The sequence below is a fragment of the Geobacillus sp. JS12 genome, assembly GCF_001592395.1.
Classification (GTDB): domain Bacteria; phylum Bacillota; class Bacilli; order Bacillales; family Anoxybacillaceae; genus Geobacillus; species Geobacillus zalihae.
Genome location: NZ_CP014749.1, coordinates 1,045,719 through 1,072,688, shown reverse-complemented (window position 1 = coordinate 1,072,688; position 26,970 = coordinate 1,045,719). Strand labels below are relative to the sequence as shown.

Annotated in this window: 32 protein-coding genes and 4 pseudogenes; 7 read left to right on the top strand and 29 right to left on the bottom strand. The window is 54.7% G+C overall.

Features of this window, described 5'->3' with window-relative positions; translation table 11 throughout:
- The first annotated feature begins 120 nt into the window (after nt 1-120).
- Nucleotides 121-1,590, top strand: coding sequence for a transposase (locus tag A0V43_RS05270; RefSeq protein ID WP_128577981.1), 1,470 nt, complete (start codon nt 121-123; stop codon nt 1,588-1,590).
- Nucleotides 1,591-1,721: 131 nt separating this feature from the next.
- On the opposite strand, the gene corA is transcribed toward A0V43_RS05270, so the two are convergent.
- Nucleotides 1,722-2,678 carry a magnesium/cobalt transporter CorA gene (gene corA, locus A0V43_RS05265; protein WP_063192556.1) on the bottom strand — a complete coding sequence of 319 codons (957 nt, stop codon included), beginning with the start codon at nt 2,676-2,678 and terminating at the stop codon, nt 1,722-1,724.
- A 467-nt stretch (nt 2,679-3,145) separates the two neighbouring features.
- Nucleotides 3,146-4,033: a cation diffusion facilitator family transporter gene (locus A0V43_RS05260; protein ID WP_063192555.1), complete on the bottom strand. Its 888-nt coding sequence runs from the start codon at nt 4,031-4,033 to the stop codon at nt 3,146-3,148.
- A 168-nt stretch (nt 4,034-4,201) separates the two neighbouring features.
- Between A0V43_RS05260 and A0V43_RS05255 the strand changes: the two genes are divergently transcribed.
- A complete protein-coding gene (locus tag A0V43_RS05255; RefSeq protein WP_063192554.1) occupies nt 4,202-4,900 on the top strand; it encodes a class I SAM-dependent methyltransferase in 699 nt (232 codons plus the stop codon).
- Nucleotides 4,901-4,938: 38 nt separating this feature from the next.
- On the opposite strand, the gene A0V43_RS05250 is transcribed toward A0V43_RS05255, so the two are convergent.
- The 3 genes and pseudogenes from A0V43_RS05250 to A0V43_RS05240 form a co-directional block, all read right to left on the bottom strand.
- Nucleotides 4,939-5,760, bottom strand: coding sequence for a M15 family metallopeptidase (locus A0V43_RS05250; RefSeq protein WP_063192553.1), 822 nt, complete (start codon nt 5,758-5,760; stop codon nt 4,939-4,941).
- A gap of 49 nt (nt 5,761-5,809) precedes the next feature.
- Nucleotides 5,810-6,519 (bottom strand): annotated as a pseudogene (gene deoD, locus A0V43_RS05245) (purine-nucleoside phosphorylase).
- Between the two features lie 510 nt (nt 6,520-7,029).
- A complete protein-coding gene (locus A0V43_RS05240; protein WP_063192552.1) occupies nt 7,030-7,437 on the bottom strand; it encodes a hypothetical protein in 408 nt (135 codons plus the stop codon).
- Nucleotides 7,438-7,563: 126 nt separating this feature from the next.
- Between A0V43_RS05240 and A0V43_RS19720 the strand changes: the two genes are divergently transcribed.
- Nucleotides 7,564-7,722, top strand: a complete 159-nt coding sequence (locus A0V43_RS19720; protein WP_008879283.1) for a hypothetical protein — start codon at nt 7,564-7,566, stop codon at nt 7,720-7,722.
- A 35-nt stretch (nt 7,723-7,757) separates the two neighbouring features.
- Here A0V43_RS19720 and A0V43_RS19715 read toward each other — a convergent pair whose 3' ends face one another.
- Together A0V43_RS19715 and A0V43_RS05235 are read right to left on the bottom strand one after the other, a co-directional pair.
- Nucleotides 7,758-7,922 carry a hypothetical protein gene (locus A0V43_RS19715; RefSeq protein ID WP_011231072.1) on the bottom strand — a complete coding sequence of 55 codons (165 nt, stop codon included), beginning with the start codon at nt 7,920-7,922 and terminating at the stop codon, nt 7,758-7,760.
- Nucleotides 7,923-8,027: 105 nt separating this feature from the next.
- Complete coding sequence (locus tag A0V43_RS05235; RefSeq protein WP_015374738.1) at nt 8,028-8,345, bottom strand: YodL-like protein; 318 nt, start codon at nt 8,343-8,345, stop codon at nt 8,028-8,030.
- A 222-nt stretch (nt 8,346-8,567) separates the two neighbouring features.
- Between A0V43_RS05235 and A0V43_RS05230 the strand changes: the two are divergent.
- Nucleotides 8,568-9,688: pseudogene (locus A0V43_RS05230) on the top strand (DUF2515 domain-containing protein).
- A gap of 11 nt (nt 9,689-9,699) precedes the next feature.
- Here the strand turns inward: A0V43_RS05230 and A0V43_RS05225 are convergent.
- Entirely contained in the window at nt 9,700-9,879 is a 180-nt protein-coding gene (locus tag A0V43_RS05225; protein WP_011231069.1) for a YozD family protein, read from the bottom strand.
- A 129-nt stretch (nt 9,880-10,008) separates the two neighbouring features.
- Between A0V43_RS05225 and A0V43_RS20780 the strand changes: the two genes are divergently transcribed.
- Nucleotides 10,009-10,131, top strand: coding sequence for a hypothetical protein (locus tag A0V43_RS20780; RefSeq protein ID WP_013145441.1), 123 nt, complete (start codon nt 10,009-10,011; stop codon nt 10,129-10,131).
- On the opposite strand, the gene A0V43_RS05220 is transcribed toward A0V43_RS20780, so the two are convergent.
- The 4 genes and pseudogenes from A0V43_RS05220 to A0V43_RS18700 form a co-directional block, all read right to left on the bottom strand.
- Nucleotides 10,113-10,757, bottom strand: coding sequence for a hypothetical protein (locus A0V43_RS05220; RefSeq protein ID WP_013145442.1), 645 nt, complete (start codon nt 10,755-10,757; stop codon nt 10,113-10,115). The two genes, A0V43_RS20780 and A0V43_RS05220, sit on opposite strands and share 19 nt — an antisense overlap.
- Before the next feature lie 131 nt (nt 10,758-10,888).
- The gene (locus A0V43_RS05215) at nt 10,889-11,107 is read right to left on the bottom strand and encodes a YozE family protein (RefSeq protein ID WP_011231067.1); all 219 of its coding nucleotides are present in this window, start codon (nt 11,105-11,107) and stop codon (nt 10,889-10,891) included.
- 346 nt (nt 11,108-11,453) lie between these two features.
- Entirely contained in the window at nt 11,454-12,455 is a 1,002-nt protein-coding gene (bioB, locus tag A0V43_RS05210) for a biotin synthase BioB (RefSeq protein WP_063192551.1), read from the bottom strand.
- A 303-nt stretch (nt 12,456-12,758) separates the two neighbouring features.
- Nucleotides 12,759-13,020: pseudogene (locus A0V43_RS18700) on the bottom strand (FAD-dependent oxidoreductase); the annotation flags it as partial.
- Nucleotides 13,021-13,198: 178 nt separating this feature from the next.
- Here A0V43_RS18700 and A0V43_RS05205 point away from each other — a divergent pair.
- Entirely contained in the window at nt 13,199-13,792 is a 594-nt protein-coding gene (locus tag A0V43_RS05205; protein WP_063192550.1) for a DUF502 domain-containing protein, read from the top strand.
- A gap of 42 nt (nt 13,793-13,834) precedes the next feature.
- Here A0V43_RS05205 and A0V43_RS05200 read toward each other — a convergent pair whose 3' ends face one another.
- Entirely contained in the window at nt 13,835-14,773 is a 939-nt protein-coding gene (locus A0V43_RS05200; RefSeq protein ID WP_033009211.1) for a magnesium transporter CorA family protein, read from the bottom strand.
- 313 nt (nt 14,774-15,086) lie between these two features.
- Nucleotides 15,087-15,233: a hypothetical protein gene (locus A0V43_RS19710; RefSeq protein ID WP_013145445.1), complete on the bottom strand. Its 147-nt coding sequence runs from the start codon at nt 15,231-15,233 to the stop codon at nt 15,087-15,089.
- Between the two features lie 182 nt (nt 15,234-15,415).
- Here A0V43_RS19710 and A0V43_RS05195 point away from each other — a divergent pair, with 182 nt between their 5' ends.
- Entirely contained in the window at nt 15,416-15,706 is a 291-nt protein-coding gene (locus A0V43_RS05195; protein ID WP_015374734.1) for a HesB/YadR/YfhF family protein, read from the top strand.
- Between the two features lie 25 nt (nt 15,707-15,731).
- Here the strand turns inward: A0V43_RS05195 and A0V43_RS05190 are convergent, their stop codons facing one another.
- The 15 genes and pseudogenes from A0V43_RS05190 to A0V43_RS05130 form a co-directional block, all read right to left on the bottom strand.
- Nucleotides 15,732-16,139 (bottom strand): PaaI family thioesterase, encoded by a 408-nt coding sequence (locus A0V43_RS05190; RefSeq protein ID WP_015374733.1) that lies wholly within the window; start codon nt 16,137-16,139, stop codon nt 15,732-15,734.
- Nucleotides 16,139-16,453, bottom strand: a complete 315-nt coding sequence (locus tag A0V43_RS05185; RefSeq protein ID WP_011231059.1) for a hypothetical protein — start codon at nt 16,451-16,453, stop codon at nt 16,139-16,141. Before A0V43_RS05185 ends, A0V43_RS05190 begins: the two co-directional genes overlap by 1 nt.
- Before the next feature lie 14 nt (nt 16,454-16,467).
- Nucleotides 16,468-16,884 carry an acyl-CoA thioesterase gene (locus tag A0V43_RS05180; RefSeq protein WP_013145448.1) on the bottom strand — a complete coding sequence of 139 codons (417 nt, stop codon included), beginning with the start codon at nt 16,882-16,884 and terminating at the stop codon, nt 16,468-16,470.
- Nucleotides 16,885-17,000: 116 nt separating this feature from the next.
- A complete protein-coding gene (gene tlp / locus A0V43_RS05175) occupies nt 17,001-17,228 on the bottom strand; it encodes a small acid-soluble spore protein Tlp (RefSeq protein ID WP_013145449.1) in 228 nt (75 codons plus the stop codon).
- Between the two features lie 30 nt (nt 17,229-17,258).
- The gene (locus A0V43_RS05170) at nt 17,259-17,402 is read right to left on the bottom strand and encodes an acid-soluble spore protein N (protein ID WP_011231056.1); all 144 of its coding nucleotides are present in this window, start codon (nt 17,400-17,402) and stop codon (nt 17,259-17,261) included.
- A 55-nt stretch (nt 17,403-17,457) separates the two neighbouring features.
- Nucleotides 17,458-17,589: an FbpB family small basic protein gene (locus A0V43_RS18695; protein WP_011231055.1), complete on the bottom strand. Its 132-nt coding sequence runs from the start codon at nt 17,587-17,589 to the stop codon at nt 17,458-17,460.
- A 121-nt stretch (nt 17,590-17,710) separates the two neighbouring features.
- Nucleotides 17,711-18,232 carry a TlpA family protein disulfide reductase gene (locus A0V43_RS05165; RefSeq protein ID WP_063192549.1) on the bottom strand — a complete coding sequence of 174 codons (522 nt, stop codon included), beginning with the start codon at nt 18,230-18,232 and terminating at the stop codon, nt 17,711-17,713.
- 112 nt (nt 18,233-18,344) lie between these two features.
- Nucleotides 18,345-18,497: a hypothetical protein gene (locus tag A0V43_RS19705; protein ID WP_164834608.1), complete on the bottom strand. Its 153-nt coding sequence runs from the start codon at nt 18,495-18,497 to the stop codon at nt 18,345-18,347.
- A 250-nt stretch (nt 18,498-18,747) separates the two neighbouring features.
- Entirely contained in the window at nt 18,748-19,596 is an 849-nt protein-coding gene (locus A0V43_RS05160) for a sulfurtransferase (RefSeq protein ID WP_015374730.1), read from the bottom strand.
- Nucleotides 19,597-19,716: 120 nt separating this feature from the next.
- Entirely contained in the window at nt 19,717-19,992 is a 276-nt protein-coding gene (locus A0V43_RS05155; protein ID WP_015374729.1) for a YpbS family protein, read from the bottom strand.
- Entirely contained in the window at nt 19,989-20,177 is a 189-nt protein-coding gene (locus A0V43_RS05150; protein WP_013145453.1) for a hypothetical protein, read from the bottom strand. Before A0V43_RS05150 ends, A0V43_RS05155 begins: the two co-directional genes overlap by 4 nt.
- A pseudogene (locus A0V43_RS05145) lies at nt 20,177-23,925 on the bottom strand (dynamin family protein). The gene A0V43_RS05150 and the pseudogene A0V43_RS05145 overlap by 1 nt, the downstream one beginning before the upstream one ends.
- 178 nt (nt 23,926-24,103) lie before the next feature.
- Nucleotides 24,104-24,727, bottom strand: a complete 624-nt coding sequence (locus tag A0V43_RS05140; RefSeq protein ID WP_063193811.1) for an isoprenylcysteine carboxyl methyltransferase family protein — start codon at nt 24,725-24,727, stop codon at nt 24,104-24,106.
- Nucleotides 24,724-25,791 (bottom strand): type III polyketide synthase, encoded by a 1,068-nt coding sequence (locus A0V43_RS05135; RefSeq protein ID WP_063192548.1) that lies wholly within the window; start codon nt 25,789-25,791, stop codon nt 24,724-24,726. The genes A0V43_RS05140 and A0V43_RS05135 overlap by 4 nt, the downstream gene beginning before the upstream one ends.
- Before the next feature lie 469 nt (nt 25,792-26,260).
- Nucleotides 26,261-26,851: a coiled-coil domain-containing protein gene (locus A0V43_RS05130; RefSeq protein ID WP_063192547.1), complete on the bottom strand. Its 591-nt coding sequence runs from the start codon at nt 26,849-26,851 to the stop codon at nt 26,261-26,263.
- Nucleotides 26,852-26,970 lie beyond the last annotated feature (119 nt).

The window sequence follows — 26,970 nt, the reverse complement described above, 5'->3', positions numbered from 1 at the left end:
CACCCATCGATCAAGGAAAACAGCGGTTTTTCACCGGCCTTCTAGAAGGCCGGTGAAAAAGTACACTCTAAGGCAGGGATTTAGGGAGCTTATGTCGAAAAAGGAAGAAAAATCGTTGGAATGGAGCGTGAGCGGATCATGAAAGCTCCCAAAAACCCTTCGACTCAGCCTCGGCTGTTTCAAGTCATCGACATGGAGGACCTGATTCCCCCACATCATATCCTGCGCCAAATCAACGAAGCGATTGACTTTTCCGTCATTCACGATTGGGTGGCTCCCCTGTACACGGAAAAAACGGGTCGCCCGGCGGCGGATCCGGAACGGCTGCTTCGCCTGATGCTGCTCTCGTATTTGTTTGATCACTCCGAGCGGGAGTTGTATGAGATCCTCCCCATGCATGCCGGATACTTGTGGTTTTGCGGTCTCGACTTTGAATCCGTGCTTCATCCGGATCCTCATCATCCTACGCTTCCGGATCGAACGACGCTCGTCAAAACGCGGAAACGCTGGCGCCAACATGGAATCTTTGACCGGCTGATGACCTACGTGGTGGATCAATGCATCGCGGCGGGGCTGGTCTCGCCGGATGTGCATGCGGCGGCCGATGGCACCCAAGTGCGGGCGAATGCTTCGATCCACAGCTTGCGGGAAGTCAAGCTCGCTCCGGTGGAGACGTTGGAAGACTATCTGGCCCGCACTGCCCGGGAAGATGAACAGACCGAGGCCCGGGATCCGGATGACGACCCACCCTCTCCGTCTCCAAAATCAGAGGAACGCGTCCATGCCGAAGAACGGGGAAACTTCCGTGGAGCCACGTTTTCCAACCGGACCCATCGAAGCGTGACGGATCCGGATGCCCGGTTGTACAAGAAAGGCAAAGGGCAGGAAGCGTATCCTCGGTATCTGGTGCACGACGTCATCGATGTCCAGTCGCGCGTGATTTTATCCAGACGGGCCAGCCTCGCCACTGGAACGGCGGAACGGGAGACGAGTTTGGAGCAGCTGGCTTCGATTCCGTTTCGCCACCCGTCGATTACGATTCGGACCTTGTCTGCGGACAAAGCGTATGGCACCACCGAGTATCTGGAAGCGCTCTTCGTTCAAGGCATCACACCGCTCGTGCCGTTGCGCCGCAAGGAGATGGAGGAGATTCCAACCTGGAAGCGCCGGGCGAAGGATCCCGCTCAGGAAGCAAAGCGCCAGGCGAAAGTCCGAGAAATTCAGATTCGCAACCAAGCGAGGCTCATTCAGCAACAGGGCGGTTATCGATCGATTCAAGCCCTTCGCACGCGTTGTGAGCATGTGTTCGCCGAAGGGAAGGAATGTCATGGGCTGGACCGGGCCCGAAGCCGGGGTCTTTGCGCCATGGAAGAACAGGCGCTGTTGACCGCCGTCGTGCAAAATCTGAAGCGATTGTGCCGGTTTCGAAAAAAACGAGGGGGGACCGGCTCTTTGGCGTGCGCAAAACCGGAATTGGGAGCAGGAAGTCCTGCTCGTCTTCCCATCCTTTGGCGCCAAACGGCGGGGAGAATGGCCTCCAAAATTCGACATGTGGGAAGTCTATGCCCCATTAATTCACCGGCCTTCTAGAAGATTGGTGAAAAACGCGTTTTCTTTAAAAAGATGGGGCAGCGAACGAACGGAAGAGTTGTTGATCCATTGGTGAAAGCTCCTTGCTGGAGCGTTTTCTCCGTTACATCACCGACCTTCCAGAAAAACGCCTATTTTTCTTTCGTCCCTGTCTCTCCCCACCAGCCTTTTCGCTTAAAATAGAGGGCGATGAGCATCGCAACAGTTGCCATGAGCAACAAGGCAAACGGGTAGCCGTATCTCCATTTCAGCTCTGGCATAAACGCAAAATTCATGCCATATACGCCGGCAATAAACGTCATCGGCAAAAATATGACGCTCACCAATGTCAATGTCTTCATAATGACGTTCATATGATCGGATTTGAGCGACAGTTGCAAATCGAAAATGGCGGACAATGATTCCTTAAACGCGTCGAGCGCGGCGGGCACGCGCGAGAATCGCGACGCCACTTCCTCGATATACGGATTCGTCTCTTGGTTGATATACGGCAAATCAGCGTGGCGGATCATTTTGATCGCTTCTTCCTGCGCCTCGGCGATTTGGCGCAGCTCATGAAGATGTGTTTTCATCCGATAAATCTCGCGCCCGATTTCGTTGGCAAACGGGGTCGCAAACACTTGCTGTTCAAGCGTCTGAATGCGGTCAGCGATCTGATCGATGACTTGCAAAAAACGGATGGCGGCCAAGTCTAAAAAGTGATACAGCACGTACCCAGGATACAGCGCCTGACCGCGATGGTTCAACAAACGTTCTTTCACGTGATCAACAAGCGGATCGTTTTCATCCATATAGCTGATCATATATTGGCTGCCGGCCAGCAAACGAACGTTCACTGTCCGGCCAGACGGACGAACGATAAACAGCGATAAGAAGAAACATCCTTCGTATTCGTCAAACGTGGGAATATCTGTCCCATTCATCAGCCGCTGTTGGGCGAGAGGGTGAATGGACAGCGAAGAAAGAAGCTGCTCCAAATCCGGCTTGGCGGCGGCGGTGAAATGAAGCCAACACGACTGGCTGCCCGCGGGTGCATGGCGTTTGTACGTTCCGTCAACCGTCAAACGAAAGTTATGCTCGATCACCACAGACTGACGTCCTTTCCATGCAAACGATTTTAGTTGTATTGTTTGCTGTTTGCCGCAAAACTACTCCCCTCCCGCCGCCAAAAACAAGCCAGCGGCAACGGTTTGGCCGCATCCGCTCGCTGTTGGTGACAAGCAACTTCTCCCGGCTGCAAAGCGTCACATCCCGACAAGTCATTCGCTGTCTATATAGATGCAACGAAAAACTTTAACATATCCTTGATGGAAAAGTCACTTGTCCATTTTTCGACTGTCGAAGGCAAGCCACAGGCTTGCCTCCGTCACGCCAAGGCGTGACGGAAGACCGAACAACCACCCGCTTCACAGACCCATACATGGGTCTGAAAGCGGCGTTGTTCGGTCGCCCGACAGTCGATCAAATGCTCGGTAAAAGCTACAAATGTTAAAGCTTCAAATTGCATCTATATAGGCGCCTCGCCGCGTCGGCCCGCCAATGCGCCCGAAGCCAGTCAGCGCACCGCTTCCGGTTCCACATGGACGTGCGTCGCCCGAATGTTATGCCGGTTTCGCATCAAACGCTCGACTTCATCAGCGATTTCATGGCTTTTTGCCACCGTCAAATGCGAGTCAACGCGGATCGTCACTTCCAGCACAATGTCGTTGCCTAACATGCGCGCTTTAATGTCAGCGACATCGCGCACGCCGCTCACCGCCGCGATTTCGTCTTTATAAACGGCGAGCTGCTGTTCATCAAAACCGTCGGTGAGCGTATGCGCCGTCTCCATAAACACCTCCCACGCCGTCCTAGCAATCATCGCCCCGATCACAAGCGCCGCCAGCGGATCAAGCCATGGCCACCCAAGCCGCGCGCCGGCGATGCCAATGGCGGCGCCAATGCTCACCAGCGCATCCGATAAATTGTCTTTCGCCACGGCCGCCAGCGCCATGCTGTTCGTCCGCCGCGCCAGCCGGCGATTGATGGCATAAACGCCAATCATAACGGCCGCCGAGGCGAGCGCAACCACAGCCGCTAAAACGTCAGGAGCCGCTGCCTTTTCCTTGCCGAACAGCGAGCGGACGCCGCTTGTGATCACGTCAATGCCAATGGACATCATCAAAAAAGCGGCCAACAGCGAGGAGATGTTCTCCGCCCGAGAATGTCCGTACGGGTGGTTGCAATCACGCGGTTTTTTCGCGATTTTCATGCCGATATAGACTGCCGAAGAAGCGATAATATCACTCAAATTATTCCAACCGTCCGCTTCCACCGCATCCGAGCCGAACACCGCCCCAGCCAACAGCTTGCCGGTCGAAAGGAGAAGATAGACGAAAATGCTCAGCAGTGCGCCCGCCTCGGCTCCTTGTTTTCGATCCACTTTCTTCACCAACCTAGCCATCTCATTCTTGCACGTATCAGTGTACCAGCTTGAAGCCGGTTGGGTCTACAGCAAGAAAATTTCCTTTTTTCATAAGAATAGGGACAAGCAAATTTTTTTGTCTAAAGGCAAAATCGAGCGCATTTGCGTATGATAAACCAAGTCGAAACAAAAAAAGGAGAGGAACAGATGTCTGCATATTTAGACTGGTTGGCGGACATGGGGATCGATGGCGCTCACCCAGGCGGTTTTAAGTTAACAAAACAAATCTTACGTAAACTTAAGATCGACCGTTCAACATCCGTGCTTGACGTCGGCTGCGGCACCGGACAGACGGCGGCTTATATCGCCGAACAGTACGGGGCCAACGTCACCGCCATCGACATCCACCCGACGATGATCGCCAAGGCGAAACAGCGTTTTGCCGCCAAGGCGGTCTCGGTCCGTTTGCATCGCGCCTCGGTCGAAGCGCTCCCGTTTCCCGCCGGGACGTTTGACCTCGCGCTTTCTGAATCGGTGCTTGCTTTCGTTTCATTGCCAAACGCGCTCGCCGAAATCCGCCGCGTGCTCAAAAACGATGGCCTATTCGTCGGCATTGAAGCGTGTCATGAGCGGCTGACCGCCGCCGAGCAAAAGCAAATCGCCGCCTTTTACGGCTTCCGTCAGCTCATGACATCAGCGGAGTGGAAAGAAGTGCTCGAACAAAGCGGCTTTGGTTGCCGCCAGTTTTCCTACGCGGCTGCAGCCGAAGCGCCAAGCCTTGGGGCACCCATCGTCATCGCCCTTCCGCCGACACCGGAGATGGCGAGCATGTGGCAGATGCACCAACAGTTGACAGCTCAATTCGGCGACCGTCTTGGCTATTGCGTCTTTTGCTGCGAACCATAGCTGGCAAGAAAAACGGCGTCCTCGACGAGGCGCCGTTTTCACACTTTTTTCACTACTTTGAAATATTCTTCAAGCGTCAAGCCGCGCTTTTTGATCACCGCGGCCGCCTTCCGCCCGACATAGCGGAGATGCCACGGCTCATACTTGTAGCCGGTCACCGCTTCCTTTCCTTTCGGGTAGCGGATGATGAATCCGTACTCGTGCGCATGGGCGGCTACCCATTGCCCTTCTTTTGTCGCCCCGAACGATTCGGTCAGCTGACAGCCGGCCGAGCGGCTGCTGATATCGACCGCCAGCCCTGTCTGATGCTCGCTCTGACCTGGATGAGCGACCGCTTGAACCGCTTTTTCCCTCCCCTTTTGCCGCACTTCTTCAGCAAAAATCACCTGCTGCCGCTCGTATGAACGATAAGCGGACACGGCCACCAGCTCAATGCCATCGCGGCGTGCGGCGGCAAACATCTCCTCAAGCGCCGCGGCCGCTTCGGCCCGCATATGCCGCTTTTCCGCGTTCGGGTCAGCACACAAAAACGGCACGCGCGGCACGACCAAGTCCGCCGGCTTATAGCCAGGCGGGAGCGACTGTTCTTTATTGACGAGCACCAAAATGTTGTCAGGGTTTTGAATCACTTTTTGTCCGTTTTGCACCTTGACGATGTTCCAATATTTCGCCTCAAGCTGCAAATCGGGATCGACGGGGCTCTCGCTTGTTTTCCCCTGTTGTTGATGATCGCTTGGGTGCACTGCGCTTTCCGGCGGCTGGCCGGACGGGCCGGCCGCACCGTTGCTGCCGCTCTCCCCTCTTTGGCAGCCGGCGAGCAGCAGGCACACCAACATCGCCGCTTGCCATCGCTGGTTCATGTTCCTTCTCCTTTTCTGTTTTCCCAGGCCCAAGCGCCCGGCAGCCCAATCACGCGCCATTGCGGATCGCCGCTTCAAGCGCCACTTCAATCATCTCGTTAAACGTCATTTGCCGCTCCTCAGCCGTCGTTTCTTCTCCGGTGAGAATATGGTCGCTGACCGTCAGCACCGACAGCGCCCGGCAGCCGAATTTCGCCGCCAGCGTATAGAGCGCCGCCGTTTCCATCTCGACAGCCAATACACCGTAGCGCGCCCACGTTTCCCAATTCGGTTCATCATTGTAAAACATGTCGGCGGTGAACACATTGCCGACTTTTAGCGCCAGCCCTTTTTCCACCCTACTTCATACGCCGTCCGCAGCAGATGGAAATCGGCGGTTGGCGCATAATCGCGGCCGCGGAAAATGAGCCGGTTCATGTTGGAATCGGTCGACGCGCTCATCGCCAAAATGACGTCGCGGACGCGCACATCCGGCTGAATCGCTCCGCACGTTCCGACGCGGATGAGCGTCTTTACGCCGTAGCTTTGGATCAGTTCGTTCACATAAATCGAAATGGACGGCACGCCCATGCCGGTCCCTTGCACGGAAATGCGCTCCCCTTTATACGTCCCGGTAAATCCGAGCATGCCGCGCACTTCGTTGTAGCATACCGCTCCTTCCAGAAACGTTTCGGCAATGTATTTGGCGCGCAGCGGATCACCCGGCAGCAAAATGCGCTCCGCGATCTCCCCTGCCTTCGCTCCGATATGTACGCTCAATGGGATTCCTCCTTTGGTTTGAACGATCGTTGTCGGGCCATGCCCTCGTCTATCATATCATATGTTTGCGGAAAATGGCAGTCTTCCTTCGAGTAGCCGAGGCGGCGAACGGGCATACTATGTGTGCCTGCCCGAGGAGAAAGGAGGAAAAGACCGATGAAAAAGAAACTCGAACAAGCGGTGGAATACGCCAACAAAACCAATCCATCGTCCAAATCAAACAATCAGCCGTCCACATCGAAAAAGGAAAAGACCAAATTCTAACATCATTCCGAAAGAAGTCTCCCACTTCGAAACGTGAAGGTGCACGAGCACCCGTCCATGTGGGAGATGAATGTTGGCCGGCAATCGCCGTCGGATCGAATCACATGTTGTTCAAACGGGCACCTTCGAAACGAAGGGAAGCGGAAAGGGTCCTTGTGCATTGTCGTTTGGCACATACGCAAATCGCTGAAAGCTCCCCTGTGCACTCGCGGAGGTGGGTGAGACATTTGCGGGGGAGCCGCTCCCTTACGATGTTTTGGATCGGCGATAATCGCTGCGATGACGGCGCGCCAAATACCGCTCATTGATATACAGCACCTTTTTGTCTTTGCTGCGCGTATATTTTTTCTCGCGCTCGCGCCGCCTGGCGACAAGCCAACAGGAAAACAAATACAGTGGAAAGACGAGCTGCATCGCGCCGGCAAAGACATACCAAAAACCGTTGATATCGGCCAAATCGCGCAAGTACACGTCGATGCCGCTGAGCCGATAGTACATGTCAGCAACGATGGCAGCGATGATGACGACGTTGACCGCATGGAGAAGGGGCACGCTTCTCCAGCGGAACAAGAGTCGCTCAACTTGCCCTTTGACCCAAAGCAATGCCGCAATCGAGACGACGCACACAAGCAGCGACAGCGCCAGTGCGGCCATCGTTTCGCCCCCTTCCCTCTTTTCTCCTACGCCCGCCGCATGATGCCGCCTGCAAACATTTTCCGTCGATGAACCGCCGTCAGACCGCATACACTAACGACGACGACGGTTCAAGGAGGGAAAACGATGGGCAAAAAACACCGCAACCGCATTAACGGGCAGAAAAAGAACAACCATATTCCAAAAGAAGCATTGATTGCTGAAGATGAGGCGCATGCCAAAGAATATTCCGCCGCCGGCGGCCGGAAAAACGGTCCGGGCCATCACGACAATCCAGAATCGTGACAAACCGCAGAAACCCTTGTGCGATACAAGGGTTTCTATCGCGGTTCCGACGGCTCGGATTCGTCCCAAGCAAGCGTGACGACTTTTGTATATTCCCCGCGTTCAATTTCCTCTTTTGTCGCTCTTTCATTCAGCTCCTCATCGTCGTCGATGCCCGGGGCCACCGTCGGCATGTCGCGCCGCCGTTCGTCATGTTCCATCAAGTCCGCCCCCTTTCCTTTCTTATCCGTTCCCGAAACAAGGGGGCTTTATTCATATTATATCATCTCTAGCTCTTGCTGGCGACTATATTTTTGAATATTCCGTCAACAGATGAGCTGACGTTCCACTTGTTTCCATCCGTCTGGACAAAGGCGATAGTACGTCTGTCCTTTCCGCCCTTCATCGATCAGCACAACGTCCCCAGTCCGCATAAATCGAGCTTGACAGTTTTTCGGCATCAGATCGGCGACATTCAACATCCGATACAACACCGCCAGCACTTCATCATGTCCGGCCGCCGTCACCGTCATGCGGCACACTTGCCGGTAGCCTTTCGTTTCCCCAAAGCGCGGTGTTTGAAAAACGACCGCCTCATATGCACGTTTTGTCATCCACATCCGTTTCCCCCATAAACGAACCATTGTTTTCCTCTCCCTTCTCCCAATAAATCGGCCCTCCGCGTCCCATACTATGGTTGATGTCGAATTCGATCGCGAATCGTCTTCGGAGCCGAGAAAAACGTGTATTGTACTTATTTGGTGATTTGGCGTGTCGATTCCTTCAGCAAACGAGCACTCCTTTTGTCGAAACGATCGCGGTCTTCTGGCAAAAGTCCACAAATGATGCAAAGGAGAGACAGCCTGATGCCGACTCGCCCGTTCGCTTGGCTGCGCCATCCGCTTCAGTATGCCTACCGCTCCTTTTTGTACCGCCATCCGGTCCGCCTCGCCGATGACGGCCTGCTTCGCCGGATGGCCGCCCGCACAACTGTCCCGACTGACGGACCGCTCAGCGCGGAAGAAAAGGGCATTGTTGCCGCCATTCGTCGGAAAACGGCGGAACATAACCGCAACAATGTGACGCGCACCGCCGCCTACTTAGCGTTTTTTGAGCGCCATCGGGAAATTCATTGGGCGTTTTTAGCCCATCTCGTCTCGCGCAACGGCGGTTGGAACATGACTGATTTGCGCGGCGGCCTTCTTCCGTTTTTGCTGCCGGAACAAATCATTGCACCCCTTTTTTTGTTTTTGGAGCGCGCCAATGCCCTCATTTTTCATGATGCCTATCCGCAGCTTCTGCTGTACGAAGAAAGCAAACGGAGGGAGACGCCGCTGTTTCATTTGTTGCCGGCGCTAGCGGTGTCTTCGTTTATGAAGCCGATGTGGGAACATTTTTGGGAAACGGGGAATGCCGCGCTTCTTACGGTTGCTCTGATCATCAACGAGCAGCAGTACATCCAGCTTCGCGTCATCGAACATCCGTTTTTCCGCACCCACGTGCTGTCAAGCTGGCCGTTTATTGTCGAGCAATGGCTCGGATTCAACGATGTGCTCATCCCATATGCCAAAGGCCGCCGCGTAGCGCTTGCCGGAACGACCGTGCGCGATTTCGCCGACGTCCACCACCGCATCCATATAGGCAAAACGCTGTACAGTCTGCTGCTGTTTGACGCCCGGCTGTTTCGCGGCGCCTGCCGCTTTGCCCGCTGCGTCCCCCACAGCGGCTCACGCGCCGACTTCTGGCCGCAATCGTTCGCTGAAACGCCTGATGGGCGCCGCTTTTACAGCCCCGCCTTGAGGAAGCTTGGCCGGATCTTGCGCACCCGTTCCACGATCATCGCGATTGGTTCACCGATGAGGCGATCATGCAGACGCTTGAAACGCTCCCGCTTCCGGCCTCGGGCGACATGACCAGCCGCTACGAGCGGCATTTGGCCATGATGAAAACAGCCGCCATCGCGGCGGCCAAATCAACTTCATCATAAAACGACGAGGACTACTCCCCATCGATGTCAATCTCTTCATCAATGATGCATTTTTCAAGCAAATAGTCAAACGTAATATCCGCGAGCTCCTCAAGCTCCTCTTGCGTTGGCACAAAGCCGCGGCGGATGAGTTCTTGGTAAAAAAACTCAGCGATTTCTTCCGTATCGATAATCACTTCAATTTCCTTCACCGCATCTCGCCCCTTTGTAATGTTGTATGTCGCCGCCTTCCGTTTTATGTCAAAAATCATGTTGTACTATTTTTTCAGTCTCCCCCATACATATGTACCAACAAAACAAAAAACACGGAGGCGGACAAAATGGACAAATTCACTGCGATCGATAAAATGATGGAAACAGTTGTCAATGGATTGGGCGCGATCGTCATTTTCGCCGGCATTCCTTATTTTCTTTTTATTCTTTATCAATTTCTATCCTGGTGATCGGCGATTGTCCGCAAACGTTTTACAACTGTTTCCATCATCCGTTGGTACTGTTCATCGCCGAACCATTCATATAACGCTTTATAATCGTTGTACATGTCAAGGAGCTCGTCGACCGACGGCCCTTTCTCTCCGTTGTCGGCCGGCGGCAATAGAAGCGACGCTTTCACCGGCGCGGCGATGACAATATCTTGCACGAGCGTAATAGACGTCTCCTCTCCGTCGGCAAGCGGAATGATGTCTTCCAAATGGACTTCAATCTCCCAACCATCCATCAGCCGTTTCAATTCGTAAATCGTCTCTTCCCATCCTTCCCCGTAGTAGCGGTAAATTTCTGTCCGCACCCCGACAATTTTGAACAAATGGCCGCCATAATCGCGGACGCGGACAATTTCGCCGAGAAAAAATGGCAGCTCAATTTCAATCTCTTCCGCGATCCATAAATCACCCGCAAACTCAGACAATAAAATGAGCGCTTGCTCGGCAAACAAGCTATGGCCATGGTTGATTTCGTATAAAAACGTACCGTCAATCTGCTGAATATCGGTGATCGTTCCGACCGTTCCGTACAATGTATTGACGACGATGTCGCCGACGGAAAATTTCGGGCGTTTCGGCGCGCTCATTGGCCTCTCCCCCTTTTGGAACAAATGGTTAGTATAGTATATGCATGCCAAGAAGGGTGGACACCTGCAACCGCGCGGAAAAAAGCTATTTGAAAGCGCTCCCAATTTATGAAATGGGAACGCTCCCTTAGTTATGCTTCATGCAAAAATTGCTCCCATAGCTCATCAAACACAACCATACTTTCCAAATAGTCACCGTTAAGCTCCAAATAGCCGCTCAGTTCTTCGTAGTCCGTCGACCCTTTTGGAAAGCTGTGGTCTTCATACGCTCCGTTCGCAAACCGGACGACCGGATCTTCCTGGTGTCCATGGCGGAAGCGCAGCAAGTAACGGTAGAATGACTTTGCCATGTCCCCCATCCTCTTCCTTTCCTTTTGTTGCTATTATAATGAGCTTTTGGCTGTTTGTGAAGCCTTTTTTCGCCGCTTGTATTCCCATCGTACGCGTCGGGTTGGCTTTTCATGCCAAAAAAGCGCGTCAAACGGCGCAATAGGGGTTCAATCCGCTTTTCACGTCAGAGCATAGGCAGGCCAAGTCCACCGTCTTATCATGCGCTCCGCTTCTCGCCAAGGCTTGCGATGCGCCATCGTGGCGTCCCATCTGAAACCGCATGGCGCCTCCCATGCCTCCCGCTTCGCTAGGTCTTGTCCTCGGTGAGCGCACATACAAAAAGCCGCCATCTTCCGGCGGCATCGTTCATGATACGACTCCGGCTTGCGGAGCCGGGGCAAATTCGATTTCAAACCCAAGATCCTCAAGCATTTGATAATCGGCTGACTTTTCTTGCCCGGCGGTCGTCAAATAGTCGCCGACAAAAATCGAGTTGGCGGCATACAGGCCAAGCGGCTGAAGTGAGCGCAAATTCACTTCTCGCCCGCCGGCGATGCGGATTTCTTTGGTTGGATTCATATAGCGAAAAAGGGCCAGCACCTTCAAACAGTAACGCGGGTTTAATTCGTTCGTGCCAGCCAGCGGCGTGCCGTCGATCGCATGCAAAAAGTTGACTGGAATGGAATCGGCGTCAAGCGCCCGCAAACTGCGTGCCATATCGACGACATCCTGCTTCGTTTCTTTCATGCCGATGATGACGCCGGAACAAGGCGAAAGACCAGCTTCTTTCACCGTTTCCACCGTCCGCACCCGGTCGTCGTATGTATGGGACGTCGTAATGTTCGGATGGTGCTGTTTTGACGTGTTAATGTTATGATTGTAGCGATCGACTCCCGCCTCTTTCAGCCGCGCCGCCTGCTCCGGCTTTAAGATCCCAAGGCAGGCGCACACTTTCAGCCCGAACCGCTCTTTAATTTCCTTGACCGCAGACACAACGGTGTCGATCTCTTTATCGCTCGGCCCGCGGCCGCTGGCGACGATGCAGTACGTCCCTATGCGCAAACGGTGTGCTTCTTCCGCGCCGCGCAACAACGTCTCTTTGTCGACCATTTTATACGTTTTCACCGGCGCCGTCGATACGGCGGACTGCGAACAGTAGCCGCAGTTTTCCGGACAGAGGCCGGATTTGGCGTTGATGATCATGTTCAGCTTCACTTTGTTTCCATAATAGGCGGAGCGAATCCGGTACGCCCCTTGCAGCAAAAGGAGCAACTCCTCGTCCGGACAATCCAATATCGCCAATGCTTCCTCATCGGTCAGCTCGTGGCCTCCCAACACTTGCTCGGCCAACACCAGCCAGTTTGCCATCTCTCCTCTCCCCTTTCCATATCATTACATTTATCGTAACGGACCAGCCGCATATTTGTCAACTATATTTTCATTTCAGTTTACTTTTTAATCCGTCCCTAGAAGGATGGTGAAAAACGAGAACGGCCTGCAAATCGATGGCATTTCATCAGAAAAGAAAGCCGATTGGCCGCGTTTTTCGAATTGAAAGATAGCAGGAATCAGCCATATTTTGCGCTAAATCACCAGCCCTCTAGGCAGACAGCAAAAAAACAGGCTCCCGTTTGAAGGGGCCTGCCCTCGGTTCCTCACCGAATGCGTCAATTTGCCGTCCGAATACGCCCCCGCTCCGCCGAATCCATTCGTGATCGAACAGGCCGGCACGCAGCCGGCATAGTCTTTTTTGCCGGCCGGCGGCGGACACTTTTCAATTTTTTTGCAAAATCGGACAATTGCGTTTATAGATATCGTGCCCTTTATCGATTAAGAGCACGTTCGCTCCAGGGAGTTTGAGCGTCAGTTCGTAGCAAGTGAAAATGTCGGCCGGCCCGGCGCCGACCACGATCACATCGTAATGATTGTTCATGATCCATCCCCCATTTCCCATGTTCCATTCGAAAGTATACGGAACATTTGGCAGTTCGTCAAGAAAAACACGAACTTTCTTGCCGAATATAACGAAAAACGTTCGATATAATAGAGAGTTGTATAAAGCCAAAAAAATTGGTATGGTGGTAGAGAATGAATAGCGGGGAGGGAAAGGGATGCGTTTTTTCGTGAAACATTTTCTAAACGGCATGCTGACGATCGTGCCAATTTTACTCGCCGTCTATGTGTGCTACAAAGTGTTCACCGTTTTGGATGGGCTGCTTGGCCAATACGTCCGTCCGTATTTGGATGGCCGCTACATTCCCGGCCTAGGCCTATTGGCGACTGTCGCGCTGATTACCGTCTGCGGTTGGCTGTCGACGCAATACGTAAGCGGCCGCCTCATTCGACTGATCGACCGGTTGCTTGAAAGCATTCCCTTGATGAAAACGATTTATTCCGTCGCCAAAGATACAATCGCTTCCTTCGTCGGGGAAAAACGATCGTTTTCGCAAGTTGTGCTCGTTACAATGCCAGAAAGCGGCTGGAAATGCCTCGGCTTCATGTCGATGGAAGATGTCGGCGCTTGGCACGATCCTCTCGCCGACTACGTCGCCGTCTATATCCCGCAGGCGTTTCAAGTCGCCGGGTTCACCCTGCTCGTCCCGAAAGAGCAAGTGGAAGTCGTCGACATCTCGCCGGAAGAGGCGATGAAATTCATCCTCTCCGGCGGTGTGGCCGTCCGAAAGCAAAAGCGGCTGCCCCAATGACAGGGCAGCCGTTCGCATGGCCATCCAAAACGCGCGTGGCCGTCAAAAGTATCGCTTTTTCCAAAAGATGTACGCCGTCGCCGCTGACAGTGAACCGGCGAGCGCCATCGCGATCAAAAAGGCGTACGGAGAGTGTTGGTACGGAATCGGTACGTTCATGCCGTAGAAACTCGCCACCATCGTCGGCAGCGAAATGACGATCGTAATAGCCGTCAAAAACTTCATCACAATGTTTAAGTTGTTTGAGATGACCGAAGCGAACGCGTCCATCATGCCGCTTAAAATGCTGCTGTATACTTCGGCCATTTCAATCGCCTGCTTGTTTTCAATAATGACGTCCTGCAGCAAATCTTGGTCATCTTCGTACATGCGCAAATAATTGAGGCGCATGAGCCGCTCCATGACGATGTTGTTCGCCTTCAGCGACGTCATGAAATACACTAAGCTTTTTTCCATGCTGAGAAGCGAAAACAGCTCCTTGTTTTTCATCGATTGGTGCAATTCTTTTTCGATTTCGCTCGTCCGCCGATTGATTTGCTTCAAGTAGCGCAAATAATACGTTGAAATCATGTACAGCATTTGCAACGCAAACCGCGTCTTCATAAACGTGTAAAAGTTTTTGATTTTGTTTTTGGAGAATTCTTCGAAAATCGGATTCTCCTGCAAGCAAACCGTAATAAAACACGTGTTCGTAATGATCATGCCGATCGGAATCGTCTCATAAATCGGGCCGTCCACTTCATCATGGGCGACAATCGGAATGTCGACGATAATGAGCACATGGTTGTCTTCCTTTTCGACGCGCGACCGCTCCTCGTCATCCAACGCGTCTTTGATCGAATCGATCGGAATGTCCAAATGGTGGGCGATGTAGCGAATTTCGTCCTCGGTCGGAGCGACGAGATTGATCCAGCAGCCGTTTTCGATCCGGTCAATTTCGCGCATTTTGCCGCTCGCATCAGACAAATACATTTTCATCATCTGGCATCCTTCCTCCTTTTCACGCGAGGAAGGCGGCGCCTCTTCCTTTCCGTCCGGAGCTCGTTTTCGTATGATGAGCAGCCGGCAAGAAAAGGAACAGGCCGCGTTCCCCGCTATATTCCGGTTCCGGTTCGTTCGGGCTTGAACTACTCATATACGAAAACGCCACTCCTTTCGAAAAAGATGTCCCTCAAGTAATGATAGCGCGGATCGGCCCGTTTGTATAGTAGGTGCCATAAAAAAAGCAGCCTACTGGCTACTTTATTCACAAAACAGCGCGATGTTCAACCATCGCCCGCTCGATTCGGCTTTTTTATTCGCTCGATGGCGTCGTGTTGAAAAAATCAGGCGCTTGTTTGCCCGTTTGCCGGCTGTCCGAGCGGCGCGGATGCTTTTCATTGCTTTTCCCCATCAGTCCGTCGGATTCGTAGCTGAGCGGAAACGTCCGCTTTTTGCCCACCGCCCTCACCCCCTTCGCTTTTACTGTTTGCCGCCAGCCAGCGTTTTACTCCAACCGATGAAAACAAGGACACCGCCACTTTATGGAAAGCGCTTTATCCTAAAATTGTCAGCTAATGTTCACACAATCGTTTTACCGGCGCCGTCCATTCACTTATAATAAACAAGTGAGGAGGGGAAGCCATGAACATCATGATTACAAAAAAAGCGTTTGATTGGTACAAGCGGGAGCTCGGGCTGAAGCCGGGCGATGCGATCCGCTTTTTTGCCCGCTACGGCGGGTGCAGCACCGTGCAAAAAGGGTTTTCGCTTGGCATGGCCAAAGACGAACTGGTCGACAAGCCGGCGGCGCAGACGACGGTTGACGGCGTGACGTTTTTTGTCGAAGACAGCGACCAATGGTATTTTGACGGCCGCGATTTGACGGTTGATTTGGACGAAAAAAGCGGCGAACCGGTGTTTTTGCTCCATTAACCAGCGAAAAAAGCTAGCCGTGACGCTAGCTTTTTCGAATAATGGCGATCGTGCAGCGGGAGATGCAGACGAGCTCCCCTTGTTCGTCCGTAATGCGCACATCCCACACCATCGTCGTCCGGCCGCGGTGCAACACCGTCCCTGTCGCCGTCACCGTCCCGCGGCGAACGGCGCGGACGTGATTGGCGTTGATTTCCAATCCAACGACGTTTTCCGTGTTGGGGTCCACAAGCGCGTACGCGCCGATGCTGGCGACCGTCTCCGCTAAGGCGACTGAGGCGCCGCCATGCAGCAGCCCAGCCGGCTGGTGCGTGCGCCAGTCGACCGGCATCGTCGCGACGACGCGGCCTTCGCCAATCTCAACAATTTCGATGCCGAGCGTATCGATCAACGTATGTTTCGACATTTCCTTCACAACGGCCAAATCGATCATCATTCCTTCTTCCCCCGTTTCGTGAATCGTTCCAGTTCAAACAGCCGTCCTTCCTGCTGCAAAATGCGCGTTTGCGTCTCACCGAGCAAATCGAAATGCGGAAACTCACCGCGCCGGTCGATCCACTCTTCCTTCAGCCCGTACTGCCGGCCCCAAGCGGCGAGTTTTTCGACATCGGCGCAGCCGACTTTCGTCACTGTCGTGCAATGCGGAAACCGTTCGTCGTACCAATAGTGGGTCAAAAAGGCGATTTCACCGCGCTTCACTTTCTCTTTCCATGCCGCGAGCTCATGTCGGCGGATGCCAAACGCCATCGCACCGCTCCCCTTTACCGCTTCGCCCGCTCATATGCTTCATGCCAGTCAGGAAAATATTTGCGGATCACGATCGGCCGAAACGTATCGCGCTTGACGCAAACGTGCTGCGACTTTCCGGTCACCGCCACCTCGCCGTCCGGGGCGAGAATCTCGTAGCCGTATGTCACGCGGATGCCGTCATAGGCGTCAATCCATGTGCGGACAGTCGCGGTTTCCCCATAACGAAGCGGCTTTTTGTACGACACTTGCAAATCGACAACAGGCGAAATGATGCCTTCTTTCTCCATGTCAGCATAATGAAAGCCAAGCTGTTTGATCAATTCCGTGCGCCCGACTTCCATCCAAACTAAATAGTTCGCGTGGTAGACGACGCCCATTTGGTCTGTTTCCGCATAACGCACTTCAATTTGTTTTTCTGCCACTTTCACGTTCGTTCTCCCTCCATTTTTTACCGGGCCTCCTCTTCTATGTTACCATTCGCCCGTCGGCTCGCTCAAGCGGTAGACAAAAAAACGAAGCCGCCCCCGCATGAGGGCTGCTTCGTTTACTGGTAGCCGTGCTCCCGTGCAGCGGCTTCGTCTTTAATTTCCGCGCGCATGGCCGCGATCGCTTCTTCGCGGCGGCGGTTTTTCGCCCGGATCTTCTCCTGCTCCTCCGGCGACGCAAACTGCATCGTTTCTTCGGCTTTTTCTATGTTCTCAATGGTGTTTTGCACCATTTCTTGCAGCTTTTCCACATTGTCGCTGCGGTCATCCGGTTTCGGACGCGGCATGAATGCTTCCTCCTTTGCGCGAGTTTCCGGCTATTCGCCCTTCGTTTGGATGACTTGGGCGTGCTGGCCGGACTGGTCTTGCATTTGTTTGCCCTTGTTTCCTCCTGCGGCGCGAGGCTGTGTGCCGATATGGTTCGGCACGAAATGCTTGCGGCTTCCTTTCGGATTGCTCATTGTCTTCGCCTCCTCGCCATCTAGTCTGTCCGCCCGGAGAACCGCTATGCATGGGTCATTCTGCTTTTTTGAGCATCCGCTCTTCCAGCTTTTTCTCGATTTTTTCGAGCGCTTCCCGATCGTTCAACAATTGCCGTTTGTTCTCGCTGATCAGTTCTTGGAGAGTCATTTTGCGGGATCGTCTCATCGCTTCAACCTCCCCTCACTTTTATTGTAATCTTATTCATGCCCAAAAAAGATAAAAATTATGACAACTTTTTGAAAAATAACGAACCACGAAGAAAGCGCCTTTCGCTGCAGCCATCTGCTCAACGAAAAAGCGCTGTTTCCTGCTCGAGCCGCTTCGCCGTCACCGGGCCGACAATTTTTCGCCGAATGACGCCGTTTGGATCGATAATATACGTCGTTGGAATCGTTTGGATTCGATATTGACGAAGCGCTTCGCCGCGCACATCGAGGCCGACTGGAAATATGAGCCTGTTCGCTTTCGCAAACCGCTCAGCGTTGTCCAACGTATCTTGCGTCGTCAAATGAACGGCAAGGAGCGCAACTTCGCGGCCATGCCGCTCGTAAAACTTGGCAAGCTCCGGCATTTCCTTTTTGCACGGCGGGCACCACGACGTCCAAAAGTTGAGGACGACCGCTTTGCCGCGCAGCGCCGACAACTTAACCGACTGGCCCCCAAGCGCCGGCAAGGTCAAGTCGGGAGCCGTCTGACCCACTTCCGGACCGGCTCCGTTTGCTTCATTCGGTTTGTCAGCTGCCATCACATTCCAAAGGCCATAGCCGGCGACAGCCAAGAACAAAAGAATGACTAGCCATTTCCGCACGTTGTCCCCTCCCTACCGGCGCCTCCCGCCGCTCTGTCCACGATTATAGCACATACGTTTGCCATTTGCCAACCATCGTGCTTAAAACGAAAAAAAGAGGGGCGCGCCCTCATCATGATCGGATGTTTTGATGATCGTTTTTCATTTTCTCCGCTTCGACTTCTGCGTACGAAGCGAATTCGCTCCTCCATTCGTTAAAGCCGTTTTTCTTCTTCGCGTTGTTGTTTCGTTGGGCATTGGCATTGCCAAGCTTTGTCCGGCCCATGCGTCTCCTCCTCTGCTTCCGTCGGTTCACCTATAGTATCCGCCGGCGGCCAAAAAACTATGCATACAGCGGCTTCAACCGACGGCCGAAACAATGGAAGAAAAGCGAAACAAACACTAGGTGAAAATCGTTGAAAATCAACAACGCTTCGACCCTCATGCGGACCGAAAAAAGAAAACGAAAAGGAAACAACGGTTCCATCCGACAACACTGAGGCGTCGAATGATGTTTCAGCCCGAATCGGAGAAAACTAAGCATCGGATGACGGGTCACCCGTTTCAATCGGGTTGTCCGGATAGGAAATCCAGTCGCTGAAACTGCCGACGTACAGCCGAACGTTGTGATAACCAGCTTCGTGGAGCGCCAACACGTTCGGGCAGGCGGTGACGCCGGAACCACAGTAAACGATCAGCGGCTGCCCACGGTCAAAATCGGCAAACCGAGCCGCCTGCTCGACAGCGCTTTTCCAGTAGCCGCCTTCCGTCATTCCGTCTTTCCAAAACCGGTGCACCGCTCCTGGGATGCGGCCGGCTCGGCGGTCGATCGGTTCTTCCAGGCCGGCATATCGCTTCCATTCACGCGAATCAATGAGCACAGCCGAGCGATCGCGGACGGCGGCGCGCACATCCTCAACCGTCGCCAGCCATGACCGATCCGGACGCGGCCGAAACGGGCGGGACGCCACAGCAGGGACGACGTTCGTCACCGGATGCCCTTTCTTCTTCCATTCACGATAATTGCCGTCCAATACGTATGCGTGGGCATGGCCGAAATAGCGAAGCAACCACCAGCAACGCGCCGCCATCGCCCCGTCTTGGTCGTCGTAAGCGACAACGGTCACCGTTTCATCGATGCCGACCCGGCCAAACACGTCCGCCGCTTGCTCGGCCGACGGAAGCGGGTGGCGGCCGCCGTGCTCTCCGACTGGGCCCGACAAGTCGCGTTCCAAGTCCATATACACGGCACCGGGAATATGATCTTCCTGGTAAACGGCCGCTCCTTTCGCAGGATCGCCAAGCCAAAACCGACAATCAAGAATGCGCGTGTTTTCGTCGTGCAAATGGCGAAGGAGCCATTCATGGGAAACAAGCGACGCCATATGTCCTCCCCCTTTTTGTTTTTGCTGACGCCAAACGTTGTTTCTTGATCGGAACGGAAAGCAGCCAATCATCAACAGGACGCCGGCGGCGCCGACACGCTCAGCCAGCGCTCGCCATCGTCACGACCGCTCTTTCCCTTCAAGCCGGCTCACGTACTCGCGCACCATCTCCGGCGTCACGCACCGGCGCGCCGGCACGAGGCCGCTTTTGGCCAGTTCGTTCATCCGCTTCGTCACTTCATTGATCCCATCAACCGTAAACGGCTCGCCGCGGCGGCACCGCTCGACCGCTTCGTCGATGAGCCGCTCGCGCTCGGCGTCGAGCATAGCAAATTGCTTCAAGATGGTATGCTGTTTTTGCACATGGGCAGTGATCGCGTGATGCACTTCGCTCAATGGTCCTCGTCCTTTCCTGCTTCTTTTTCCATCAAACGCCGGACGTTCGGTTTCGGCGTCCAACAGTTGAACCGATAGTTCGGTTTCGTCGCATAGCCGAGCCGGCGGCAATACGTGTACAGCCCGTCGGCTCGCTTTTCTATACGGTAGTGGATGCATGTAGCGCAAGCGTGAAACCGGTTCATCAACGCGCCTCCCCGCCGCGGCCCGAAAGAAGGCCGCGAAGCGCCGCTTCGATGCGGGCGAGCGCCTCATGATCCGCCGTTGCGGAGAGCACGGCAAGCAAGCCCTCCATATAGCTGTCGACTTGTTCCGCGAGAGCGGCCGAAAGTGCGGCGACGGCAGCCTTGTATTGTTCTGCGTACGTCGCCACAAGCCGCTCTTTTTGCTCAGCCAAATAGGCGTCGATCGGCTCGACAAGCGCTGCCTCAATTTCCTCTTTCATCCGCCGCTTTTCGTCGCGCTCAAAAAATGATTTGGCGTTTTTATACAGCGAAAGCGCCTTGGTAAACCGCACCCGGTCTACATCCCCAAGGGCGTTGGCAAACTCCGGCGCCGAAAAGGCAAACGGCTCAGGCGGCGTGAGCGCGAGCGCATCATCGAAACGACGAAGCTCATGGAATAGGCGCGAGAACTGCTCGGCCAGCTGTTTGTGCAAAAACGACTCAACACGCAAGCTCGTCGCCCGCAACTCTTGGGCCAAATCAAAGCCAACCGATGCGAGCAACTCGTCGAGGCAACGCTCAAGCGCCCGACGCGCCGGGCCTTGGTCGTCGCGGAGCACCGCCGGGTTGAACGCCTCCTTAAACACATCGTTGAGGCGGAAAAAGACGCGCTGCTTGACGTAATAGAGCAATTCGTCGACTTCCTGGCGAAGCGCCTGCCGGCCGTAGGCATCATCAATGCCAACAAGCACGGCGTGCATCTTCGTTTTCACCGCCTCAAGCGCCTGCCGTTTCTCCGCTTTTTCCGCTTCGCTTTGCCCGGCGGCGCGCGCGAATTCCTCTGCCGTCCGCCGCGCCCGCTCAAGCTCGGCATATGCGCTCTCGACGGCGACTTCCGCCAGTTCTTCCGTTAAGAAGCGGAAGAAGTCGGTTTCAAAGGCAGACAAGCCGGAGTCCGCCAAGACGCCGCGCGGACCGGGCTCGGCCCCCGTTTTTTCCGCCAGCGCCAAGCGGCTTGAGAGCGCATAAAGGCGCGGAAAGCGGATGCCAAAGCGCGCCAGCTCTCCGTTCATATAGGAAATGACGGCCTCAAGCTCCTCTTTCGACTGGGCCAAATCAGCCGCATTGATGACGAAAAACATTTTATCAAGCGCAAACGTGTCTTTCACGCGCCCAAGCTGAAGCAAAAACTCGCGGTCTGCTTTCGAGAACGCATGGTTATAATACGTCACAAACAACAACGCATCAGCATGCTTCATGTAATGAAACGCCACTCCCGTATGGCGGGCGTTAAGTGAATCCACCCCCGGAGTATCCACAAGCGTCACCCCTTGGCGGGTGAGCGGACAGTCGGCGTACAACACGACCTCATCTAAGAAACATGACACCGCTTCGTCAGCGACATACGTCTCGAGTTCTTCCCAACCGATGGAGACGATCTCCCCGAATCGACCGTTCATCCGCTCATAGCCGGCCGCGGCAGCTGCCAAAAAAGCCACATGCGGCTTTTGCGCCGGATGTTCGGCTCCCGATTCGGCCAGGCGGGCGCAAAGGCGGAGCGCTTCATCCCATGTATCCGCCTCATGGCCGCACTGCCGAAGCGACGATTGCACATCCGTCCAAATTTTCGGTTCGCTTTTCACCTTGACCACCGCCGTGCCGTGCGGATGCTTGTGATCAGGCGGGGCGATTTTGCTGATGGCGGCGGTTGTCGGGTTGGGCGACGATGGCAGAAGCGGGGCGCCGAGCAAGGCGTTCGCCAGCGACGATTTGCCGGCGCTGAAGGCGCCAAACAAGGCGACGGTAAACGATCGCTCGCGAAGCCGACGCGCCTTGTCGCGCAACGGTCCAGCGAAGCGGCCAAGCATTTCGGACCGTTCAAGCCAAGCCGCCGCCTCCTCAAGCCGATCGGCCGCCTCTTCGCTCCGCTGTTTTCCGCCGCTTGAAAGCGTCCGAGCTTCGTCCGCTCTTTCGCTCACTCCGAGGCCGGCCGCTTCCTGACCGAGCGCTTGCTCTTTGACGGAAAGACGGCTTGTTTCCGCTGGCTTGGATGCTGCTTGCGGTTTTGCCGCCTCGGCATGACGCGCTTTCCGGAAGACCGGCGGCGCCGTCAACGCGGCGAGACGGTTTTCATCAAGCGATGCAGACTCGCATGGAGCAGCGATCAGCTGCTCGAACGCACGCCGGCGCTCGTCCCGCTCGGCTCTGAGGCGGGCGAGGCGGGCGGCGAGCTCCACTTTTTCGCGCGCCGCCGAAAGCTGTCCGTTCAATGTTTCTGTTTGGGCGGCCGCCCGTTTGGCGATTTGTTCCTTCAGTTCGGCAAACAAGGCGAGCGCCGAGTCGCGGTAGCGTTTTTTCAGCGCCACCGCCACCTCATCCGTATAATTTAATAGCGCGGCGCCGCTTGATTCCGCCCCTTGTTTGACGAGGCCGGCAAGCATCGTCTCATCCCACTCCGCCGTCCATTGCTGGCACTCGCTGAACCAAGCGTCATCAGCATGCCATTCTTTCCCAAACTGAACAAGGAGCTGGCGGACGTGCCATTCGATTTGCGCCGCCGCTTGCGCTTTGACGCTTTCATAAAACGCCTCAAGCCGCCGCTTGCGCTCTTGCTCCGTTTTTGTCTTCGCGAACAACAAGCCCACTTTGAAATTCGGCTGCATCGCCTGCAAGTACGCCTCAGCCCGCTCCCTCGTCTCAAACGGCATCACGTACGCGTTTTGCAGCACGCGCTCAAGCTCCGAACGGAACGCCTCCTCCGCCCGCGACGGCGCTGTTTGCCAATCGGCAAGCTCCGCCTCAAGGCGATCGAGCTCCGCGATGGCAGCCCCCTCGTCATCGGCGCCGCCAAGCGCCTCGAGGCGCGCCTCAATTTTTTGCTCAAGCGGCTCGTGCCGCGCGCGGAGATGCTCAAGATGGCCGTCGGCGATCCGTTTTAACGCCGACTCGGCGCCGCGGACGAGCCATTCCTCCTTGTCGGCAAACAACCGGCGCAAACAAGCGACAAGCTCATGCCATTCGTTGTGCGGATGTGACGGGCCTTTCAGCGACAAGAAAAACAAACGGGCCGCCTCAACCCCCCAACGCCGGAACGCCTCGGCGGCCGAGGCGCGAAATTCAGCGAACGGCAGCTCGTCGTCGCGATGTTTATCGATTTGGTTGATGATCAAATAAACGGTCTTTCCTTCATCTGTTAATTGTTTTGTAAATTGGAAGTTTAATTCCGCCTGCACATGGTTATAATCCATGACGTAAAAGACGACATCCGCCAAATGAAGCGCTGACTCCGTCGCCAGCCGGTGGGCGTCATCGGTCGAATCGATGCCCGGCGTATCGAGGATCGCAACCCCGGCGGGATGGCGTCCGTCGTTCGGCTGATTTCAATCCATTCGATCGTCTCCCCGTCCCGGCATTGGGAGCGAATCAAGTCCGGGTCGTACGGCGGTTCATACTCGACCGGCTCATCGCCGTGGAAAAAGACGCGCACATAGTCCGGACCGGCTTTCACTTTGACGAGATTGGCGCTCGTCGGAATCGGGCTGGACGGCAGCATCGGCTCGCCGAGCAACGCGTTGATCAAACTCGATTTGCCGGCGGAAAAATGGCCGCAAAATGCGACAATGAGCTCACCGGATGCCGCTTTTTCGATGAGCTGCTTCACTTTGCCCGCATGCTCCTGGTCATCCGCGGACTGAAGCTGATCGTGCATGTCGATCATTTTCGAAAGCCACAGCCGCAATGACGGCCGCTCAATCGCAATATGCCCCATGACCAAAACCCCTTTGTTTCCGTCAATGTCATTTACATTCATTTTACTGCATTTCGCCCCGTTTCCCAATAGAAAAAAAGAAAAATCCCGCCGTAACCCGACAGGATGACATAGAGAAAGAGGCAACTCCCTGCCGCCGCCCGCAGGCGAACAGCGAACAGATGCCATCATAGACGGCTCAAGGGCTGTTTTTCATTTGTCCGCTGCTTTCAGCTTGCCGCATCTTGCGGATGGCAGCCTCCCCCCTTAACCGGGGCAAAAAACGCGGCCGCTCCCGAAACGCCTCCCGGTAGTCGGTGAGCGCCGCCAGCGCTCTTTCCTCAACCGCGATGCGAATCGACAGCAAAAATGCGTTCAAAAGCGAAAAGACAAGCGCGGTGATCGGCGCTTGAAACAAAAGCGGCAACAGCGCGATCTCTAAGGCGACAACCACATAGTTCGGATGGCGAAGCCATCGGTACGGCCCTTTTTTCACTACTTGGCCGTTTGGCACGATCAAAATTTTCGTATTCCAAAAACGACCAAGCGACCCAATTGTCCATACGCGCAGCCCTTGCACGACAAGAAAAAGCGGAAACAAAAGCGGCCAGCGGCGCGACGGGCGCGCGCCTTTTCGAAGCGCCTCAACAGCCAACGACAAAAAGAAACCGACATGCATCAATACGATCAACGGGTAATGGCGAGCGCCGAACTCCCACGCCCCGAGCGCTTTCACATACTGTTCGTTCCGTTTTGCAAGCCGAAGCTCAATGACGCGCATGCCGGCAACCGCCAAAAACACGAACCAAAACCGCACGATCATCCCCCCCATTGAAGCAGCACCATTTCCGCACTAAAGCCCGGGCCGAGAGCGATAAGCAGGCCGTGCCCGGGCGAAAGCGGCTGCCGCATCATCTGTTCGAGCACAAAATACACGGTGGCCGACGACATGTTGCCGTAGCGGGCGAGCACGTCTCTAGCGGCTTTTGTCTGTTCCGGACCGAATCCGAACGCCTCCTCGTACGCTTCAATGACTTTCCTCCCGCCCGGGTGGGCGATGAAATAATGAAGATCCCCAAGTCCTAACCCATGTTCCTGCAAAAACGACTCGACTTGCGGGCGCAGCCAAGAGCGAACAATCGCCGGAATGTCTTTTGAAAAGATGACAAACAAACCTTCGTCACGAACATCCCAGCCCATCACGTCTTCCGAGCCGGGCATGAGCACCGAGCGGGCGGCGATGACACGCGGCGCGCCAGCTGTCGGCGCCGCTCCGTCGCCGGCCACAAGCAAGCACGCCACGCCGTCGGAAAAAAGCGACGTACCGATCACATTGCTTTTGGACCAATCATTGAGTTGAAACGTCAAACTGCAAAACTCAACGGCGATCACAAGCGCCTTGGCATTCGGAAACGCCCGGCAATAGTCGGTTGCCCGGGCGAGCCCAGCCGCCCCTCCCGCACAACCGAGCCCCCAAATCGGCACTCTTACGGCATGAGGGGAGAACGGCAATATGTTCATCAGCCGCGCCTCGATGCTCGGCGTCGACAGCCCTGTCGTTGAGATGTAAAACAGCGCATCGATCTCCTCATGCAAAACAGGGCCGGACGAAGCCTTGCGCAAACAGTCATTGACCGCCTCTCGGCTGTAGCGGACGGCACGGTCGATGTACACCCGATTTTTTTCACCGAAACCGCGCGGCGCGCTGTACCAGGCAAGCGGTTGGACAAACGTGCGCGTATGAATGCCGCTGTTGTCAAACGCCTGCAGCAGCCGCTCCGCACGCGCCATTCGACCGGCGAACAGCCTGGCGACATGCTGCTTCACCTCGTTTTGGGAGGCTGTATACGGCATCCTTGCTGTGCCGACGGATAAAAGAACCGGCATACAAACACCTCGGTCTGTTTCTCTTTATTCTATTAGGATGCGCAACAAGCCAAACTATATGCAATGGAAAATATGTTTGTACACCCGTTTTTTCAGGAACAGCGGATGGATCTCTATATAGATGCAATTTGAAGCTTTACCATTTGCAACTTTTACCCAGTATTTGATCGACTGTCGGGCGACCGAACAACGCCGCTTAAAGACCCATATATGGGTCTGTGAAGCAGGCGGTTGTTCGGTCCTCTGTCACGCCTTGGCGTGACAGAGAAGCCTGTGGCTTTCCTCCGACAGCCGAAAAGAGGCCAACCGCTTTTCCGTCAAGGATATGTTAAACTTCTTCGTTGCATCTATATTAGTTTTCGCAGCCCAAAAAAGTTGCTGCAATCAAAAAACAGGCGCGGACAAAACCGGCCTGTTTTGGAGGGAACATGATCATCAGCGAGGATGTACAATAGGAGAGGTTCGTTATTTATCTCGCTTTTAGCGCGCGGATTTCACTTTCATGCTCGAGCAAGTGCAAAGCGAGGGATTGAAGTACGAGCTCTTGCCGCGCTTGTCCGGCAATGACTTCATTGACTTTTTGTTGCATTTCTGTGAGGGTTTGTTTCATCGCCGAAATTTCATGGAGCGTTTCTAACGTTTCCACGACAGCTTGCCGAATAAACGGCAATTCGGCAACGTCCTCTTTCGTCGCCATCGTTTGTTCCATGCGCCCAATCCGGCTGTCGAGCGCCGCAATGTCGTCTCTGTTGGCCGCCACGGTCTCTTCGAGCTGCCCGATGCGCCCATCCAGCGCTGTGACATCCTCTTTCGTTGCCATTGTCCGCTCGATGGTCCCGATGCGCTCATCCAGCACTGCGACGTCTTCTCTCGTCGCTGCCACGGTCTCTTCGAGTTGCCCGACGCGTCCGTTTAACCGCGCAACATCCTCTTTCGTCGCGCTCACCGTTTGTTCAAGCCGATCGATGCGATCATTCACCCGTACAACATCCTGTTTGGTCGCCATCTGATTCCGTATTTGCCGCAGCTCATCGAAAAGGCGCTCCACCCATTCATCCATTGTTTCACCCCCTTTCCTATTCGCTTTCCATTATACCATCATCCCTCCACCAGTTTCTATCATTTTCTCTGTCAATCGACACGCCAATAAAAAAGCCACCCCCATTTCCCGAGCAGTGG

Bases quoted from the DNA above. Each gene is read 5' to 3' on its own strand.
- A0V43_RS05200 (WP_033009211.1), bottom strand. From the start codon at position 14,773: ATGATGAAAATGTATTTGTCTGATGCGAGCGGCAAAATGCGCGAAATT.
- A0V43_RS19705 (WP_164834608.1), bottom strand. From the start codon at position 18,497: ATGGGCCGGACAAAGCTTGGCAATGCCAATGCCCAACGAAACAACAAC.
- A0V43_RS05130 (WP_063192547.1), bottom strand. From the start codon at position 26,851: ATGGATGAATGGGTGGAGCGCCTTTTCGATGAGCTGCGGCAAATACGG.
- A0V43_RS05170 (WP_011231056.1), bottom strand. From the start codon at position 17,402: ATGAGCAATCCGAAAGGAAGCCGCAAGCATTTCGTGCCGAACCATATC.
- A0V43_RS05160 (WP_015374730.1), bottom strand. From the start codon at position 19,596: ATGGCGTCGCTTGTTTCCCATGAATGGCTCCTTCGCCATTTGCACGAC.
- A0V43_RS05235 (WP_015374738.1), bottom strand. From the start codon at position 8,345: ATGGTTCGTTTATGGGGGAAACGGATGTGGATGACAAAACGTGCATAT.
- A0V43_RS05270 (WP_128577981.1), top strand. From the start codon at position 121: ATGGAGCGTGAGCGGATCATGAAAGCTCCCAAAAACCCTTCGACTCAG.
- A0V43_RS05135 (WP_063192548.1), bottom strand. From the start codon at position 25,791: ATGCCGGTTCTTTTATCCGTCGGCACAGCAAGGATGCCGTATACAGCC.
- A0V43_RS05255 (WP_063192554.1), top strand. From the start codon at position 4,202: ATGTCTGCATATTTAGACTGGTTGGCGGACATGGGGATCGATGGCGCT.
- A0V43_RS05150 (WP_013145453.1), bottom strand. From the start codon at position 20,177: ATGAACCGGTTTCACGCTTGCGCTACATGCATCCACTACCGTATAGAA.
- A0V43_RS05220 (WP_013145442.1), bottom strand. From the start codon at position 10,757: ATGAGCGCGCCGAAACGCCCGAAATTTTCCGTCGGCGACATCGTCGTC.
- A0V43_RS05250 (WP_063192553.1), bottom strand. From the start codon at position 5,760: ATGAACCAGCGATGGCAAGCGGCGATGTTGGTGTGCCTGCTGCTCGCC.
- A0V43_RS19720 (WP_008879283.1), top strand. From the start codon at position 7,564: ATGGGCAAAAAACACCGCAACCGCATTAACGGGCAGAAAAAGAACAAC.
- A0V43_RS05205 (WP_063192550.1), top strand. From the start codon at position 13,199: ATGCGTTTTTTCGTGAAACATTTTCTAAACGGCATGCTGACGATCGTG.
- A0V43_RS05140 (WP_063193811.1), bottom strand. From the start codon at position 24,727: ATGATCGTGCGGTTTTGGTTCGTGTTTTTGGCGGTTGCCGGCATGCGC.
- A0V43_RS05185 (WP_011231059.1), bottom strand. From the start codon at position 16,453: ATGGCGTTTGGCATCCGCCGACATGAGCTCGCGGCATGGAAAGAGAAA.
- A0V43_RS05260 (WP_063192555.1), bottom strand. From the start codon at position 4,033: ATGGCTAGGTTGGTGAAGAAAGTGGATCGAAAACAAGGAGCCGAGGCG.
- A0V43_RS05215 (WP_011231067.1), bottom strand. From the start codon at position 11,107: ATGGCAAAGTCATTCTACCGTTACTTGCTGCGCTTCCGCCATGGACAC.
- tlp (WP_013145449.1), bottom strand. From the start codon at position 17,228: ATGCCGCGTCCGAAACCGGATGACCGCAGCGACAATGTGGAAAAGCTG.
- bioB (WP_063192551.1), bottom strand. From the start codon at position 12,455: ATGGCAAACTGGCTGGTGTTGGCCGAGCAAGTGTTGGGAGGCCACGAG.
- A0V43_RS20780 (WP_013145441.1), top strand. From the start codon at position 10,009: ATGGACAAATTCACTGCGATCGATAAAATGATGGAAACAGTTGTCAAT.
- A0V43_RS19715 (WP_011231072.1), bottom strand. From the start codon at position 7,922: ATGGAACATGACGAACGGCGGCGCGACATGCCGACGGTGGCCCCGGGC.
- A0V43_RS18695 (WP_011231055.1), bottom strand. From the start codon at position 17,589: ATGAGACGATCCCGCAAAATGACTCTCCAAGAACTGATCAGCGAGAAC.
- A0V43_RS05190 (WP_015374733.1), bottom strand. From the start codon at position 16,139: ATGATCGATTTGGCCGTTGTGAAGGAAATGTCGAAACATACGTTGATC.
- A0V43_RS05240 (WP_063192552.1), bottom strand. From the start codon at position 7,437: ATGGCCGCACTGGCGCTGTCGCTGCTTGTGTGCGTCGTCTCGATTGCG.
- A0V43_RS05195 (WP_015374734.1), top strand. From the start codon at position 15,416: ATGAACATCATGATTACAAAAAAAGCGTTTGATTGGTACAAGCGGGAG.